Source organism: Ferruginibacter paludis, assembly GCF_030409685.1.
GTDB classification, from domain to species: Bacteria; Bacteroidota; Bacteroidia; order Chitinophagales; family Chitinophagaceae; genus Ferruginibacter; species Ferruginibacter paludis.
This window is the reverse complement of record NZ_JAUFQJ010000008.1, coordinates 446,648-463,403: the sequence shown is the minus strand read 5'-3', so window position 1 is coordinate 463,403 and position 16,756 is coordinate 446,648. Positions and strand designations below refer to the sequence as shown.

At 43.1% G+C, this 16,756-nt stretch carries 18 protein-coding genes; 11 read left to right on the top strand and 7 right to left on the bottom strand.

All coding sequences use genetic code 11. The annotated features are described in order from the left end of the window. Positions 1-375 precede the first annotated feature (375 nt). Entirely contained in the window at positions 376-1,092 is a 717-nt protein-coding gene (locus tag QWZ08_RS17260; RefSeq protein WP_290338751.1) for a hypothetical protein, read from the top strand. Between the two features lie 74 nt (positions 1,093-1,166). Here QWZ08_RS17260 and QWZ08_RS17255 read toward each other — a convergent pair whose 3' ends face one another. Continuing rightward, complete coding sequence (locus tag QWZ08_RS17255) at positions 1,167-1,580, bottom strand: DsrE family protein (protein WP_290338750.1); 414 nt, start codon at positions 1,578-1,580, stop codon at positions 1,167-1,169. Positions 1,581-1,734: 154 nt separating this feature from the next. Here QWZ08_RS17255 and QWZ08_RS17250 point away from each other — a divergent pair, with 154 nt between their 5' ends. Continuing rightward, positions 1,735-2,202, top strand: a complete 468-nt coding sequence (locus QWZ08_RS17250; RefSeq protein ID WP_290338749.1) for a DinB family protein — start codon at positions 1,735-1,737, stop codon at positions 2,200-2,202. 272 nt (positions 2,203-2,474) lie between these two features. Here the strand turns inward: QWZ08_RS17250 and QWZ08_RS17245 are convergent, their stop codons facing one another. From QWZ08_RS17245 to QWZ08_RS17230, 4 genes are all read right to left on the bottom strand, one after another. After that, a complete protein-coding gene (locus QWZ08_RS17245) occupies positions 2,475-3,542 on the bottom strand; it encodes a cyanophycinase (RefSeq protein ID WP_290338748.1) in 1,068 nt (355 codons plus the stop codon). Positions 3,543-3,689: 147 nt separating this feature from the next. Next, on the bottom strand, positions 3,690-4,256 hold the full coding sequence (locus QWZ08_RS17240; protein ID WP_290338747.1) for a zinc-binding metallopeptidase family protein: 567 nt from the start codon (positions 4,254-4,256) through the stop codon (positions 3,690-3,692). Beyond that, complete coding sequence (locus QWZ08_RS17235) at positions 4,241-5,134, bottom strand: amidohydrolase (protein ID WP_290338746.1); 894 nt, start codon at positions 5,132-5,134, stop codon at positions 4,241-4,243. Before QWZ08_RS17235 ends, QWZ08_RS17240 begins: the two co-directional genes overlap by 16 nt. Before the next feature lie 134 nt (positions 5,135-5,268). Continuing rightward, a complete protein-coding gene (locus tag QWZ08_RS17230; RefSeq protein WP_290338745.1) occupies positions 5,269-6,267 on the bottom strand; it encodes an NADP-dependent oxidoreductase in 999 nt (332 codons plus the stop codon). 410 nt (positions 6,268-6,677) lie between these two features. Here QWZ08_RS17230 and QWZ08_RS17225 point away from each other — a divergent pair, with 410 nt between their 5' ends. Continuing rightward, complete coding sequence (locus tag QWZ08_RS17225; protein WP_290338744.1) at positions 6,678-6,998, top strand: hypothetical protein; 321 nt, start codon at positions 6,678-6,680, stop codon at positions 6,996-6,998. Between the two features lie 88 nt (positions 6,999-7,086). Further along, complete coding sequence (locus QWZ08_RS17220) at positions 7,087-7,902, top strand: alpha/beta fold hydrolase (RefSeq protein ID WP_290338743.1); 816 nt, start codon at positions 7,087-7,089, stop codon at positions 7,900-7,902. Positions 7,903-7,917: 15 nt separating this feature from the next. Here QWZ08_RS17220 and QWZ08_RS17215 read toward each other — a convergent pair whose 3' ends face one another. Beyond that, complete coding sequence (locus QWZ08_RS17215) at positions 7,918-9,207, bottom strand: hypothetical protein (RefSeq protein WP_290338742.1); 1,290 nt, start codon at positions 9,205-9,207, stop codon at positions 7,918-7,920. A 202-nt stretch (positions 9,208-9,409) separates the two neighbouring features. Here QWZ08_RS17215 and QWZ08_RS17210 point away from each other — a divergent pair, with 202 nt between their 5' ends. Continuing rightward, on the top strand, positions 9,410-10,432 hold the full coding sequence (locus QWZ08_RS17210) for an LLM class flavin-dependent oxidoreductase (RefSeq protein WP_290338741.1): 1,023 nt from the start codon (positions 9,410-9,412) through the stop codon (positions 10,430-10,432). Between the two features lie 69 nt (positions 10,433-10,501). Here QWZ08_RS17210 and QWZ08_RS17205 read toward each other — a convergent pair whose 3' ends face one another. Then, positions 10,502-10,951, bottom strand: a complete 450-nt coding sequence (locus QWZ08_RS17205; protein WP_290338740.1) for an Hsp20/alpha crystallin family protein — start codon at positions 10,949-10,951, stop codon at positions 10,502-10,504. A 150-nt stretch (positions 10,952-11,101) separates the two neighbouring features. Here QWZ08_RS17205 and QWZ08_RS17200 point away from each other — a divergent pair, with 150 nt between their 5' ends. The 6 genes from QWZ08_RS17200 to QWZ08_RS17175 all read left to right on the top strand — a co-directional run bounded on the left by QWZ08_RS17200 (position 11,102) and on the right by QWZ08_RS17175 (position 16,630). Further along, positions 11,102-12,043, top strand: a complete 942-nt coding sequence (locus tag QWZ08_RS17200) for a patatin-like phospholipase family protein (RefSeq protein ID WP_290338739.1) — start codon at positions 11,102-11,104, stop codon at positions 12,041-12,043. Positions 12,044-12,134: 91 nt separating this feature from the next. Then, entirely contained in the window at positions 12,135-13,469 is a 1,335-nt protein-coding gene (locus tag QWZ08_RS17195; protein WP_290338738.1) for a glycerate kinase type-2 family protein, read from the top strand. Positions 13,470-13,620: 151 nt separating this feature from the next. Continuing rightward, positions 13,621-14,964 (top strand): GntP family permease, encoded by a 1,344-nt coding sequence (locus tag QWZ08_RS17190; protein WP_290338737.1) that lies wholly within the window; start codon positions 13,621-13,623, stop codon positions 14,962-14,964. A 241-nt stretch (positions 14,965-15,205) separates the two neighbouring features. Next, positions 15,206-16,114: an SDR family oxidoreductase gene (locus QWZ08_RS17185; protein WP_290338736.1), complete on the top strand. Its 909-nt coding sequence runs from the start codon at positions 15,206-15,208 to the stop codon at positions 16,112-16,114. A gap of 34 nt (positions 16,115-16,148) precedes the next feature. Beyond that, positions 16,149-16,307 (top strand): hypothetical protein, encoded by a 159-nt coding sequence (locus tag QWZ08_RS17180; RefSeq protein ID WP_290338735.1) that lies wholly within the window; start codon positions 16,149-16,151, stop codon positions 16,305-16,307. Beyond that, a complete protein-coding gene (locus QWZ08_RS17175; protein ID WP_290338734.1) occupies positions 16,301-16,630 on the top strand; it encodes a hypothetical protein in 330 nt (109 codons plus the stop codon). Before QWZ08_RS17180 ends, QWZ08_RS17175 begins: the two co-directional genes overlap by 7 nt. Positions 16,631-16,756 lie beyond the last annotated feature (126 nt).

The following is a 16,756-nucleotide window of genomic DNA, read 5'->3' as shown; positions in this document are numbered from 1 at the left end:
AGGTCAGACCGCAACTTTTCACAGATCAGGAAAGCAAGGGCACCACGAATTGAAGACGGCGCATTGGGCTGAAAAGTATAAGAGGGCGATGCAACAATGCTGAATCAATTTCTAAAAGCCCGGACAAAATTAATTGCCTTTTTGCCTGGTTCGCCGCTGAAGTATAAGCAACAATGACCTGCCTGCTGTCTTCCCTGGCCATTTAACCATTAACAACCAATTGATTCCAAAATAACCGGGCATAACACACGATTTTTTTTATTGCCAGATTCTGTGTGTAACCGAAAATTATCACAACGGATCGCTTGCAAGTGGCGATTCTAATTTGTATTTTTCGTGGTCAAAATATATCTTCTACAATTAAAATTACGAGCAATGGAACTCAACATGTTAAATCAACCTACAGCCAGGCGTGGATTTATAGGTTTCCTGGCTTCCGGTGCTGCCACCCTTGGCGTGGCATCGCTGGCGTTTCCCCTTACCATGAAAGCTGGAGTGGAGTCAACCGGTAACAATAAAATTGAAACGGCCCCTGAAGATCCTGATGCGTGGTTTGCCAAAATAAAAGGCAAACACCGTATTGTTTTTGATGTCACACACCCTAAAGAAATATTTCCCTTTGCCTGGCCAAGGGTTTTTTTATTAACGAATGAAGGGACCGGTTCCGCGGCAAATGATTGCAGTGTCGTTGTGATACTACGGCATGATGCCATTCCGTATGCTATGGAAGATAAACTGTGGTCCAAATACAAATTTGGAGAAATGTTTAAAGCCGATGACCCCGCCACGAAAGCTGCCGCCACCCGAAATCCTTTCTGGAAGCCACAGAAGGGCACTTTTAAGGTGCCTGGTTTTGGAGAAGTAGCCATTGGAATAGATGAACTGCAGGCCAGTGGTGTTATGTTCTGTGTATGCGATGCGGCGATAACCGTTTACAGTGCGGCAACCGCTGATAAAATGGGACTGAAGGCAGAGGATGTAAAAAAAGAATGGCTGCAGGGATTACTGCCCGGTATGCAGCCTGTTCCTTCCGGCGTGTGGGCAGTAGGCCGTGCACAGGAGCATGGTTGTGCTTACTGCTCGGTAGCCTGAACAAGGGCATACTATTTTGTTGCAGCGCCGCACATGTATTTGCGGCGCTGCTTTTTTAAATAAAACCATTGCATTTAGTGTGCTACTTTAATATAGCCCCAGCCTTCATGCTGCTTGCTGATAATTTCGTAGATGCCATCCGGTACCACCTGTACGCCGGGTAAAAGATCAGCCTCAACAAGATTGCCTCTTTTCATGGTAAAGGCACATACTTTAAAGGTCACATTTTTACCAGCCATAAGGTCTTGAATGGGCTTTGCCTGGCCTGATTGTGCTTTGGTGACAAGTGGAAGCCCCTGACCGTAAATGACTACCTCCAGCTTTGCGTCAGGATTTTCCTTGACGATCAGTGTCGCCTCACGGATGAGTGCCTGCTGACTGATTGAATCTTTTGTGCTCATATCAAAAACTACGCGGTAATCGGGCTGTTGCGCCAGTAAAAAATGAAACGTCAGTAAGAAAAACGTGCAGAGTCTTATTTTTTTCATACCTGTTATTTTAGGGGATGAAAATTACAAATACTTTTGATGAATTGCAATCGCCGGGGGCTCATGCCAGATAGATGTATAAAAAGGAGATGCTATTTTAAGTGGTGTATATTTGAAAAGAATCGTCAATTAATTGTACAAAAAGGGTTTAAAAATGAAAAAATTATCTGGTCTCGTAAAGCAGCTGGAAGGGCAAATTACAAATGCTGCAAAAATAAATCCCGCCATTTCCCAGGCCAGTGTGGGCTGGCACATTGAACACAGTTTACTTGTGTTAAATGCGGTTATGAATGCGCTAAAAAAGTCAGATGCCGCGAAATATAAATGGAAGTTCAATTTGATGAGAACCTTTATTTATACGATTGGAAAAATTCCCGCAGGAAAAGTAAAAGCACCGGCTGCTGTACAGCCGAAAGGGGAATTCAATATAGAAAAAATACAAGCAGATTTTATAACCGTTCAACAAAATGTCAATGCTTTAAAAGATTTACCTGCCAATCATTTCTTTACCCATCCCTTTTTCGGTGATCTGAATGTGAAACCTGCCATTACATTTTTGAAACTGCATACGCGGCATCATTTAAAAATAATACAGCGTATTATTAAACAGGGTTTGCTTTAAGCCTTTCTTTTAATCATTGTTACCGGGTCATCTACCTTAGTAGAAAAATAACCTGATTTACTGCAACCTCATTACCTTATTAACCGGACAAATTTTCAATAAAATAATAAGGTCAATTCCTGATAACGCTGCATTTCTACCAAGGTTTACATACTAAAATGAAAACCTAAATTTCTTTTACTCGCTATGTATTGTTCAACAAAATAACTGGTTCATACTTCAGCAATGCCGAAGCAATTATGGTAGTTGCGCTTTATAAAACCGCTTCGAAATTAATTTTGTACCAGTACACCATTGTTTACATAATAATGATAGGCTGTACCACCACCCAGCGTCCAGTTGGTGGCATTGAAACTTCCGTTACCGGTTAAACTGGCCCTGATTTTATAGGCCTTTACTGCAAGACCGCTGCGGTTCCAGGTAAGTGGGGTTCCGCTGATGCAGGTTTCTGCCCCCAGGTTTTCATTTTGTAAAAAATACGCCTGGTTAATGCCATAAACTTTGCCTGCGCCTGTCTGGTCGATGCAGACTGCGGTTTGTTCATCTATGCCAATGCCTTTGATATTGTTATATGCAAAGTCCTTCATCATTCTTGCAAGAAAGGTGATGTGCCTGCCTTGCCTGTCACGCTGCGTATAGTGAGAATCTGTAATGGTATTTTGCAACAGGGGAGTAGCAATAAAATCATTTTGCCCCAGCGTGATGTATTTATGGTATGGATCTTTTAACGCCTGGGCTGAAGTTACACTGCCCGTTTGTGCACTATAATAAATACTACCCATCACTGCAAGACCGGCACTTGTACCGCCCACCGTAACCTTTTTTGTATTGATCAGGTAATTGATAGCGTCTTCGGTACCGGTATTTTTCCAGTAATTAACATAATCCCACTGATCGCCACCTGCGATAAACAACGCTTCGGCATTGCGTATCTTTTGCGTAACTGCTGCAAGGTCAGCCTTGGTCCTGCTATCAATAATAATAGTCTCAACAGAATTTACGCCCACCATATCATACATATACTGGTTATACCCATCGGCACCCGTAGCCCTTATCACCACCACATCTCCACCACCGGCTTTTTGTAAAAACCATTTTATGGCTGCATCCACATCTGTACCACCACCCATTAAAATAAGACCTGCAGTGGGTGAGGTAGTTACATCTGCAGCATCTCCTGTTAAATAGGTTACTACCGATGGCACAGGTTTAAGTGCATTGCCTCCACTTTTATCAGCTGACAGGCTGGTAGCTGCAGGAACAGCTGTCTGCTTGGCGCAGCTAAAAAACAGACCTACAGAAATCAGTAACAGCAGCTTGGATGGTGATTGCTTTTGCATGATTAAATTTTGAGTGAAGTGGATTATCAAATATAGTTGATAACAGGTATGTATCTCCAGTTTATTGCTACAATGATGCTATACCATTTCTGTAAGCATTAAAGAATATGTGGAAGATTAATTAAGTCGTTGTAAGCAGCAGGCGAATTAATCCCTGTAATTCAATGCCGGCTTTCTGTCTCCCAGTAAAGGTTTGTATTTATAATCACCCTTAAGTGTGTTGAATTCATCCGTTGCCTTTTTGATCAACGCCGGGTTTAAATACAGATCAATCGCCGTGAAAGCCAGCGTTTTTGCGGCTGCTATCATGCCTCTTGTGCCCATGTCTTTTCCGCCACAGGCAACCGCCTGCCAGCTGTGTGCAGCTGTGCCGGGCACCCAGGTAGCCGTGGATAAACCCACAGTCGGCACAATATAACTTACATCACCTACATCGGTTGACCCCTGGCTTTTATCTGTATGCAAGGGAGTAACAATCGCCGCCGAATCCAGTGAAGGTATCTTACCTAAAAAAGTGGATTGCAGTTTTTGTGCAAACACTATTTCATCGGGCGTATAGGTTATGCCACCTATTTTTTCAAGGTTGGTCTGCATATCTGCCGCCAGTGTTTTGTTGATCAGTAAATCATGTGTTCCATCAATTACTTCATACTCCATTTTCGTTTCGGTGCCCATTGCTGCACCCCGGGCGGCCCTGGTTACCCGCTCAAACAAATTTCAACAGTGGCTCTTTCCGGGTGGCGTACATAATAAAACACTTCTGCGAAATCAGGTACCACATTAGGGGCTTTGCCACCATTTGTAATTACGTAATGAATCCGGGATTCCTGCGGTATATGTTCCCGCATCATGTTTACCATGTTGTCCATGGCTTCCACCGCATCCAGTGCTGAACGTCCTTTTTCAGGCGAAGCTGCGGCGTGTGCGGCAACACCATAAAACCTGAATTTGGCAGAACGGTAAGCCAGTGCGCTGCTGTAAGTCACTTCATTTTTATCACCCGGGTGCCAGTGCAATACTACATCAGCATTGTCAAACAAACCTTCCCTCACCATGTATACTTTTCCGCCGCCACCTTCTTCGGCCGGGGTGCCATATAATTTTATGGTGCCCCGGATTTTACCAGCTTCAATCAATTGCTGAATGGCAATGGCCGCAGCTACAGAACCGGTACCAAAAAGGTGATGGCCGCAACCATGTCCGCTTGTTCTTCCTTCAATGGGCGTCTTGGTAAATGAGGTATCCTGTGACAGTCCCGGTAAGGCATCAAACTCCGCAAGAATACCAATCACAGGTTTACCAGTTCCGTAACTGGCTACAAATGCAGTAGGCATTCCTGCTACACCGGCTTCAATTGTAAACCCATGCTGGCTAAGTGTATTTTGTAACAGGAGTGAGCTTTTGTTTTCTTTAAATCCGACTTCGGCATAGTCCCCAATATTTAATGCAATTCTTTTATAGTCTTCATAACCAGCCTGTATATTTTTTGCGGCTGATGTCTTTAAATTTTCCCCAATTTTAAACGTGTTGTTTTGAGCAATGGAATTTAACGCTGCCACGAGTAAGCAGCCGGAAATAAAAATTAATTTCATGAATGTTATTTTAAACGAATGAATGGCGGTTGTACTAAAATACGAAGCCTGTATCCATCGACAGCATTTGTTTTATAAGATGCTTCCATTCAGCCATACAATAAATAGCGATTGACGCTTGTTGTTGAAACAAGCTATGCTTTCACAATCATCTTACCGGTGTTTTCTCCTTTGAATAGTCCCAGCAGCGCCGTTGGCAGTGAATCAAAGCCATGGATAATGGTTTCAGTGAATTTAAGTTTTCCTTCTTTTACCCATTGGGCCAGGTGTTGAATGCCTTCCGCAAATTCACTTTGAAAGTCGTTAATAATAAAACCCTGCATCAATACGCTGCGGGTGAGCAACATAGATTGCAATCGTGGCCCGGTCGGTACTTCAGTGCTGTTATAAGTAGATATTTGTCCGCACAAAGGAATGCGGGCGTGAAAATTGATATTGGCTATCACCGCATCCGATATTGTTCCACCGACGTTATCAAAGTAAATATCCACACCACCAGGACAAGCAGCTGCAATTGCTTTTTCCATATCCGTTGTGGTTTTGTAATTGATGGCTTCATCAAAGCCAAATTCGTCTTTCAGCAATTTTATTTTTTCATCAGACCCGGCAATGCCAACCACACGGCAGCCCGCTATTTTTGCCAGCTGGCCAACTACAACACCCACCGCACCGGCGGCACCGGATACCACTACCGTTTCGCCCGGTTTGGGTTTACCTATGTGCATCAACCCGAAATAAGCGGTTAGCCCCGTCATACCCAGGATGCCGATATAATAACTTGCAGGTGCAAGCGTAGTATCAATTTTAGAGATCAATTTTTCTGAAGCAACTATTTCAGTGCGCCAGGGAAGAAAGCCTGTAACCAAATCGCCGGTTGTAAAATTGGCAGATTTACTTTCCACAACGGAGGCAACAACTCCACCTGCAATGGGGGCATCAATTTGAAAGGGCGGGGAATAAGACTTGACGTCATTCATCCGGCCACGCATGTAAGGGTCTACGGAATAATACAATCCTTTCAGCAACACTTCACCTTCCTGCAACGCAGGCAATGTTATATTTTCTGTTCTGAAATCTGCTGCCACCGGAAGGCCTTTTGGTCTCCGGGCAAGCACTATTTGTTTTGTTGTCATGTTGTTGTTATTATAGTTATAAGTTGAAATAAGCAAATTTGCTGTTGTTTAGCAAGTTCTGCACCAGAAATATTACAAGTGCCGGGTGCTAAGGTTCAAATTATTTTTGTTTTGATCGGCAGGTATTTTTTTGCTTAGTAGAATTTATTACCCGCTGAGGGATGGAGAAGAGGGCAGTCATACAATAGTGGCTAGTTGAATAAATTTCTGCCGGTCCCGCAGATTAATAGAGAAGAATAGCAGACTTCCATTAAGAAACAGTTGTTATAAAGAGAGCAATGAATTAAACAATATTTGCGGCAACCTGCGCCATCTGCGGGAAGGTTGTCTCTGATAAGCCTGTTAAATGAACAATATGTCCTTGGCAGCAAAATTGTACAGGTAAGTTTTTAATTTTAAAATTTACTGCAATGGACTTAAGAAGTGAAGATCTGCCTGCCACATTACAGGCATTCGATTTGATGGATAATAAGGAAATTTTTTTGGCTGAGCAGGTCGTAAGCAATCAAGCTGAGATAGATATTTTTACCAACCGGTATGCAGGTAAACTGATTAAAGCCAAAACAACGTTGCCGGTGAACGGCAGTGCCAGCTACGCCAAACCGGCTCACCGAAGCAGGTATTCTTCAACAGGAGTTGTAATGGCAATCATTGTGGTGCTGGTTATTGTGCTTGTCATCTATGGCTTTTCAACCGGCTGGATACAGGAAAAATTGCACATGAAAGTATGATGTGCTGGAGCGTACAGTACGCCCAATAAATCAGCCTGGTGTATTTTGACGTGAAGACAATCTTATCTTTACTGCAAAAATAATCGTCATGCAAAATTGGTTGTTGGCATTGCTCAGTTTAATTGTTTCAGGTACCACCAGTGCACAGGTGAAAGCGAATTATGGCAATAACAAAGCCGCGGCGAAATATTATGATGTGCGTGGAATGAAAATGTATGTAGAAGAATACGGTAATGGTAAACCGCTATTGATGATACATGGTAACGGAGGCAGCATCCGCAGTATGGCCAGTATTATTCCTTACTTTTCGAAGCAGTATAAAGTAATTGTAACCGATAGCCGTGCGCATGGTAAATCGACAGATACAAATGACTCTCTGAGTTTTGAAATGATGGCCGATGATGAGGCTGCATTACTGGACAAGATGCATATTGATTCAGCGTATGTAATTGGTTGGAGCGACGGGGGTATTATAGCCCTTTCGCTGGCCATGCGTCATCCGGGTAAAGTAATTAAGCTGGCTTCAACAGGTGCCAATCTTTGGCCGGATTCTACTGCACTGATTCCTTCTTTATGGAAAGATGAACAAAATCATTACGATGCCCTGCACTCAAAGAAAATGACCGATGCCAAAGAGAAAAATGACTGGAAAATATTTATGCTCGACTGGCTGCAACCCAATATTCCATTAACTGATTTGACTGCCATTCAATGCCCCTCACTGATCATCAGCGGCGACCATGACTTAATTGTGCTTGAACATACGGTTCAAATTTTTAAACATATTCCACATGCCTATTTATGGATATTGCCCGATTCGGGGCATGGAACATTGGAAGAACACACCGCCGAATTCAATCAAAAAGTACATGATTTTTTTGTGACACCTTTTCATCAGCGATAGTGCTTACCACCTCACCTATTCTTTTTCTTTCCTGCTGATTCTCGAACTCGTCAATGCGTTCAACTGATAATTGATCCCCTGCATAAAATTACTGGCCACCGACGTATCGATTTTATATTGCTGTAACAACATGGCAGTTTGCTGCAGGTAAGTTGCAGTTAATTTTTTTTGCTGGCTGATCAATTCTGATGGCAATGGATATTTGGTAAATCGCTTTTCGAATGCCTGCCATTCATTTTTTAAAGATGGATTTTGGAGCAGTACGTTTTCTATACCAATTAATGCAGGTGAATATTTATCGCTGCTGCTATCACGGTATGGCTGATGCAACTTCAGTGTGATAAACAAACGCGGTTGACCGTCATATTCATTTTCATTTTCCCCTTTTTTCTGCAGAACCGAAGATGGTTTCCATCCCCTGGATAGCGCCATTACAATAATTTCACTACTGATGTTGCGGGTCTTGTTTTCAGATGCCATTTCAATCATTTCTTCCATGTTCTGCTCTAATACCGGCCAATGTGCTGCATACCAGTTTAGCACCTGCTGGTGATTATGGCCAAATACAATATTGGATGAAATCATTTTTTTGATGCGCTCATTTTTTGTGGAAGCCCATTCGTTGGCAACAAACGAAAATACTTTGTCCGTCATGTGGTTGCACAGCACATCCAGCACCAGTATTTTTTTATAGTCGTCCTTCATTTCTTTATACTCATGGATCAATGGTTCGGAAGAAACCGAATCGTGTTCGCCTATTAACTGGTACACTCCGTTTTGCAGCAGCCAGGAAGGTTGCTGCTTCAGAAAGCTGACCTTTTGCTGTAGCAGCCGGCTGTCTTTAGCAGAATCCTCCAAAAGCCCAGCGATTATTTCTAACTGCACGTTTTTGGAAGGATTGGTGTTTGTAAGGGCAAAGTTTACAAAAGCCGGGCGGTTGTATTGAAACTTACTGATAAACAGAACGGCAGCACTGCTGACCCAGCTATTTTTTGAATTCATCATCGGATAAATTTTCTGGTATAACAACAGCGCAGTATCATAACTGCCAGTCTTCCTGAGCGAATCGGTCATCAGGTAATGGTCATAGTAATTATGCCCGGCAAAATAACAGACCGCATTGTACTGTATTTCCTCATTGCTGCTGTTGAGCATTGGGATATAGTCTGCCTCTTCAAAGCCAGGTATGTTAACGTAGTGATATCCCGTATTGCTTTCCTCGTTGTCGCAGCCTGCCGACATCAGGGAGAGAGTGGCTGTGAGACAGGCAAAGGAAATGACGATATTGAGCAAAATATTTTTCATGAGCTTGCTGTTTAGTAGGCAGAAAGCTACCCGCATTATATTTAAATAACACTGACCATCGTCCGGCAAAATATTGAGTATTGTCAGTCCTTTTGCCCGATAAATTTGGGTTGGAATGATTACTCCTGGTGTTGGAATGCCTGTCTTCATTCAACTATATTTGCATGACGAAACAGTTATGCTAACGCTAAATAAACACTAAATGGAAATAGGAATTGATAGTTTTGCCGCAGCGTCAGCAAAGGCCGGCGGTACTGCAGCGGATAGCATGCAGGCGATAGATGAGTTGATTGAAAGAATTGTTTTTGCAGACAAAGCCGGCCTGGATGTTTTTGGAATAGGCGAGCATCACCGCAGGGAATTTTTAGATGCTGCGCCAACGGTGCTACTTGCTGCTGCGGCTGCTAAAACAAACCGCATTCGCCTTACAAGCGCCGTTACGGTATTGAGTGCTGCTGACCCGGTTAGGGTATTTCAAAATTTTGCTACCCTGGATTTGATCTCCAAAGGCCGTATAGAAATGGTGGTAGGCCGCGGCTCTTTTACCGAGGCGTTTCCCTTATTTGGATTAAAACTGGAAGACTATGACGAACTGTTTACCGAAAAGCTCGACCTGCTTTTAAAAATCCGTGCCAATGAAACAGTCAACTGGTCCGGTAGGTTTCGCCCGGCCTTACATAACCAGGCCATCTATCCAAGGCCTTTGCAGAATCCCTTGCCTGTCTGGATCGGTGTTGGCGGAACGCCGGCTTCTTTTGTCCGTGCCGGTACATTGGGTCTGCCTTTAATGGTTGCCATCATTGGTGGTGAAACACACCGGTTTCGTCCCCTGGTTGATCTGTACCGGGCCGCAGGAAAAAAGGCAGGTCATTCGCCGGAACAATTGACCGTAGGTTTACATTCGCTTGGTTACGTTGCCAACACTACGGAAGAAGCCGTAGATGACTATTACCCCGGCTATGCTGAAACGTTTACCAGGATAGGGAAGGAGCGTGGCTGGCCGCCGGTTACCCGTTCGCACTTTAATGCGCAAACCGGAATGTTCGGAGCTTTACTGGTAGGAGGGCCTGAAGAAGTAGCTGAAAAAATTAAAAGGCATAGTGAGGCCCTGGGTGGTATTTCCAGACTTACTTTTCAGATGGACAATGCCGGGCTTTCGCACAAAAAATTAGTGCAGTCTATCGGGCTGATAGGCTCAAAGGTTATGCCTTTCGTGAATGGATAAATGCAGGCTGCAGTGTTTGGCATGACAAATGTTCCCATGCATGCTGTAAGTAAAAACAGGTAATAAAAATTAATACACCACAATCCTGGTATGTATATTTGCTGCAGGCTCAACTGACTTGGGGATATGCAAATGCAGTACGCCGCTGTTATATTCAGCACTTATAAATGCAGTATCCACATTTAATGGCAATTCAATGCGTTTATAAAAGAAGATGTTTTTAAAGCCCGGTTGCCCGTCGTTTTCTTGTGGTTGAATGCCCGATTCTTTATGCGTTACACAAACCGTTAAAAAGTTTTTGTCAGCGTAAACTACAAAATCTTCCCGCACAACACCGGGCACAGCTATTTCAACCTTAACATAGTCTGCCTCGTCGGCCAGGCTTACAGCAGGATACATGGTCCTGTTTCCGGTATGAGATTTTTTAAGTTCTTTCTTAACCGCAGTTTCACTTAGTAAGGGAACAAACTGACCGGGGTAAATGGAATAGCCGGGAGGGAACAATTTTGCATTTTTCATATGACTTAATTTAAGGTGGACCGAAGCTTCAAGTTACGCTGAATTTTTGAGGGAAAATAATGACAGTTATCAGTTAAATTGAAGGACAAAAAACTACTCATGTGCATCAAAAATTCAGCCAAAAAAATACTACCTTTTGTAAAATAATGTATGAAAGCACTTGTTATTTCAGGCGGCGGCAGCAAAGGCGCATTTGCTGGCGGGATTGCTGAATACCTGATAAATGTATGTAAGCGGGATTATAAAATTTTTATTGGCAGTTCTACCGGCAGTCTGCTGGTACCGCTTTTATCCATTGGTAATACTGATAAATTAAAGCATGTTTTTACCACTGTTACGCAGGATGACATTTTTAACAATTGTCCTTTTTTGTTAAAGAAGAAGAAGAACGTGTATAAAACAAAAATCAATCACCTGGGTATTGTAAAAATGTTTTTAGAGGGGAAGAAAACATTCGGCGAAAGTGAGAACCTGCGTGACCTGATTTTTAAAACCATCACTGAAAGTGATTTTGAGCTGATCAAAAAAAATGATGTTCATATTACAGTGTCTAACCTCAATACAATGGCAGTGGAATATAAGGAAGCGAAGGACTGTACTTATACCGATTTTTGTGAGTGGGTTTGGGCTTCCGCTTCGCTGGTACCTTTTATGAGCCTGGTCACAAAAAACGGGTATGAATATGCGGACGGCGGTATGGGTAACATTGTGCCCATTTACCAGGCCATTCAAAAAGGGGCTACCGAACTGGATATTATTGTTTTAAAAACAAATGAAAACCCGGTGAATAAATTGCCTATCCGCAATGCACTGGATCTCACTTCCAGGGTGTTTTCTTTTATGCTGAACCAGATTGTTACAGATGATTTGATTATCGGCAGGCTGGAAGGAATGAATAAAAAAATTAAACTTAATTTTTATTATTCAAAAAAGGAGCTCACCACCAACTCCCTGATTTTTGATCCCGTTCAGATGGCCGAATGGTGGCAATATGGATATAGTGTAGGAAAAGAAAACTGCCCTGATTGCAGAACAATCGATCCGCCGGATGTTGCAAAAGTAGTCGCATCTGCTGTTCAGCATATGAAATAAATTTCAAAATCAATCTTCGTGGCTTGATAATAATTTATGGTTAAGTTAGCATTAGTTGGTATGTTGCGGATGATTGCATGCAGCATTAAATATGACAACAAGGGACAAAGCCATACAAATATTTAACTCAGCAGTGACCTCAGTGCAACCAGCACAATTAATACCAGCGCATTTATTTATAAGCGATAACAAATTGCATATTTTCAACCAACAATTTCCAATAGCCGGGTTGCAAAATATTTACGTAATTGGTGCCGGAAAAGCCAGTGCGGCCATGGCAAAATCGGTGGAAGAAATACTGGGCAATTTAATTACTTCTGGAATCATCGTTACAAAATATGAACATGCCATTCCTCTGCAAAAAATCATTTGCGCAGAAGCTGCCCACCCGGTGCCGGATGAAAGTGGTGTGGCAGCTACAACACAGACCATCGAATTAATAAGTAAGGCAGGCAAAGGTGATTTAATCATTTGTCTCCTCAGTGGCGGCGCATCATCGCTGTGGGTGGACGTACCGGCAGGCTTAACTTTAAAGGACCTGCAAACAACATACGAACTACTGTTGAAAAGCGGCGCCACGATTGATGAAATGAATACAGTGCGAAAACATGTATCTGCTGTAAAAGGTGGACAATTATTACAATATGCACCGCTTGCCAGTTGGTTTTCATTTATTATATCAGATGTGCCGGGAGATGACTTATCCGTCATCGCCAGCGGCCCGACTGTGGCAGACCAATCTACATTTTATGACACCGAGCGGATATTGAAACAGTATAATTCAATGACTGAATTACCGCCTGCTGTGAGCGATTATATCCATGAGGGCCTTAACGGAAAAATAAGAGAAACAACTAAGCTAACTGACAAGGTGTTTAACCACGTGCACAACCATATTATTGGCAGCAACAGCATCGCTTTAAAGACTGCGGCAGCATGCGCTGAAACGTTGGGGTACAACGTAGTCATGGTTGAAAATACGTTACATGGCGACGCCGCTGAGCGGGGAACTGCGCTGGTGCGGCAATGTAAAAATTATACAGGAAACCTGCCCGCATGCTGGTTGCTGGGCGGCGAAACTACCGTAGCTGTAACCGGCAAGGGCAAGGGAGGCCGTAACCAGCAAATGGCGCTGAGTGCACAACTGGAATTGAGCATGTATACAAATAATGATACCCTTACTTTTACTTTTTTAGCAGCCGGTACTGATGGAACAGATGGACCAACGGATGCAGCCGGGGCTATAGCAGCCCAGTACAGTATTGAATTAGCAAATGAAAAGAAACTGGATGCAGCAGCCTTTTTAAACAACAACGATGCTTATCATTTTTTTGAACAAACAGGCGGCCTGTTTAGAACCGGGCCTACACAAACAAATGTGATGGACCTGGTTATTGTAATTGCAGAAATAAAAACGAATGGATAATTGAATAATCAATAATGGATAATGTTGTCAGGTTGTAGCTTTCTTCATTATAGTTAAAGACTTAATGATGCGATCAGGAAAATTTATTTGATACTACATGCTACTCATTGTCCATTAAAAAATTATCCATTATCCATTAACATTATTAATTATGGTCACAGGCTTTCCTTTACTGCTTATTATAACGGCTGCTATTTTGTTTATCGTAATAGCCTGTTCCCGTTTTAAATGGCACCCGTTTTTGGCTTTGCTGATTGCTGCGCTGTTTACGGGGATTGCTGTGGGCTTGCCGGTAAAAGATATTGCCCTTACTGCCAATGAAGGCTTTGGCAACATGATGACGCATATCGGACTGGTCGTGGTGCTGGGAACACTCATTGGAACCGTACTCGAAAAAACAGGTGCAACGTTGCGTATTGCTGATTCCATCATTCATTTTGTTGGAAAGAACCGGCCGGTGTTAGCCATTACGGTTATCGGATCGGTGATAGGAATTCCTATTTTTTGCGACAGCGGTTTTGTTATTTTAAACGGACTGACAAGACCTTTGAGCCGGGAAACAAAAAAATCGTATACTGCAATCGTAAACGGGCTGGCAGGTGGGTTATACATTACACATACACTATTACCACCACATCCCGGGGCACTGGCGGGTGCCGCCAATCTTGGTTTAGGACAACATCTTGGTACTGTTATTTTAACCGGCCTGGCGGTAAGCATTCCAACTACAATTATATGCTGGTTATTTGCCTCCCGCTTTTTAAATGTGGTAAACGAACACGACGCGGCAGCAGAAATACAGGAAGAAGAACTAATGCACCTTCCTGTTTTTTGGAAAAGTGTATTGCCGGTGATAGTACCTGTTTTATTAATAGCCGCAGGTTCTGCCACCGAAATAGTACCAATGCATGAACAGCTGAAAAATGGATTGCATTTCCTGGGAAGCCCGGTAATAGCTTTACTGAGCGGTTTATTGCTTTCCTTATTGCTGGTAAAGCAATCTGAAGTCGCGGTTTTCAACGGTTGGATAACAGAAGCGATCCGAAACGCAGGCCCTATACTGATATTGGTTGGTGCTGGTGGTGTGTTTGGAAATGTGTTAAAAAAAACGCCGCTGGCCGACCTGGTGCAGCATTGGGTAAGCAGCGGCACATTTTCCCCGCTGGCTTTTTTACTGATCGCTTACGCAATTGGCTGTTTATTAAAAACGGCACAGGGTTCAACCACTTCAGCCATCATTGTCGCTACCTCCATATTATCCCCCGTTGCGTTTATAGCAGGATTTAAGGAACCGCTTTCTTTGTCTTTATTATTAGGCGCCACTGCTTCTGGGGCCATGATGGTAAGCCATGCCAACGATGCCTACTTTTGGGTAATATCGCAATTCAGCGGACTGAGTATGCAGCAAACTTACCGCAGTTTTTCATTATTAAGCATCGTGTTGAGCATTTGCTGCCTGTTAGTTGTATTACTGCTTGCATCAGCGCTGCTTTAGAAAAAATCAACCAACCGATTATTTCAAAATGTTATTCGCAGGATAATAAGGGCGCTGGCATAGCCGGCAAACACTTTGTTTAAGCAAATTTTTTAATGGCAGTTTTCCTCCTCAACCGGGTAAGATTATGAACACAAACTGCCCGCGTTTGCTGGTTGTTTACCGCATATTATTTTGGCATGTTTCTGTTGCTTTTTTAAATCGATCTAAACTTATCGATAACTATAAAAAACAGACCAACATGACAATTATATCAACAGAAAACAGTGAAGCAAAACGGATGGAAGATCCCCGGGAACAGTACCCTGTGCCACCTTACGAGGAACAGCAACAGGCCCCACCGGGAGACGAAGATTTATTGCAGCCGGGCGCAGATCATGGCGAACTGACTTATAAAGGATCCGGCAAGTTACAGGGTAGGAAAGCCATCATTACCGGTGGAGATTCCGGCATTGGAAGGGCCGTGGCTATTGCATTTGCCAGGGAAGGTGCAGATGTAGCCATTTCTTATTTAAACGAAGATGATGATGCACAGGAAACTGCCAGATATGTGGAAGAAGCCGGCAGAAAGGCCATATTGATACCCGGCGATATCAGCGATCCTCAGCACTGTAAACATGTGATTGAACAATCGGTAAAAGAGCTGGGTGAGATTGATATTTTGATTAATAATGCTGCCTACCAGGCTACACATGAATCACTGCAGGAAATTACACCGGAAGAGCTGGATCATACTTTTAAAACAAATATCTATTCCATGTTTTACCTGTGCCAGGCTGCGGAGCCTTATTTTAAACCTGGCAGCACGGTCGTAAATACTACATCTGTAAACGCATACAGGCCTTCCCCGGCTTTGCTGGCTTATGCTTCAACCAAAGGTGCCATTCAAAATTTTACATCCGGCCTGGCGCAGCTTTGGGCAGATAAGGGAATACGGGTTAACTGTGTTGCTCCAGGGCCTATCTGGACGCCGTTGATTCCATCTACCATGCCTGTTGAAAAAGTACAAAACTTTGGAAAGGATACACCGTTAAAAAGAGCCGGGCAACCCGCCGAGCTGGCACCGGTATATGTATTGCTGGCATCGCAGGATTCAAGTTATATGACGGGTTCAACCGTACAGGTCACCGGCGGAACACCTACCATTTAAGTGAAACTGACTAATTAAACGTACAAAAGATTGAATGAGCAGTATTGTTTTTGACCGGCATTATTTAAAGGAATACCTGCTGTTTGGATCGGCCGCTGCCACATTATATACGGTGGCAGTCGGCTTATTTCTTCATCATAACAGTTACCAGCATTTGTATTATCTTTTTATGGGCTGCCTTTTTTTATGGTAGCTATCTTTTTTTACGAATTTAAACTCTTGTATACCCGGTATGATAAAAAACGGGCGGTGTCCATGCTGCTGGCTGGTTATCTTACTACCTTAGCCGGCATATTGGCGGCTGTTATTTTTGCTGTAATAGCAATGTTGTTTTTTAACCCGCATTTATTTTCTTCAATGCCTGATCAGCAACTATTGCACGGAGCTGCAGCGCCGGACCAAACTACTAAACCCATTTACTTGTTGGGAATGATATTGGCTACAGCAACCATCGGAAATTTCGCGACCGGCTCCTTTATCTCTATCATTGTAAGCTATGCGGGTAAGCGGGACTAGGAAAAAGATTTACCACTTGAGTTAGAGAAATAACAGAACCCGCAAAATTGGCGTCGAACCAAAGTCATTCGTTTAGCATAGAGTACCCGGGGAAATAATAATAGAAGAAAAACGTTAACAGGTAAA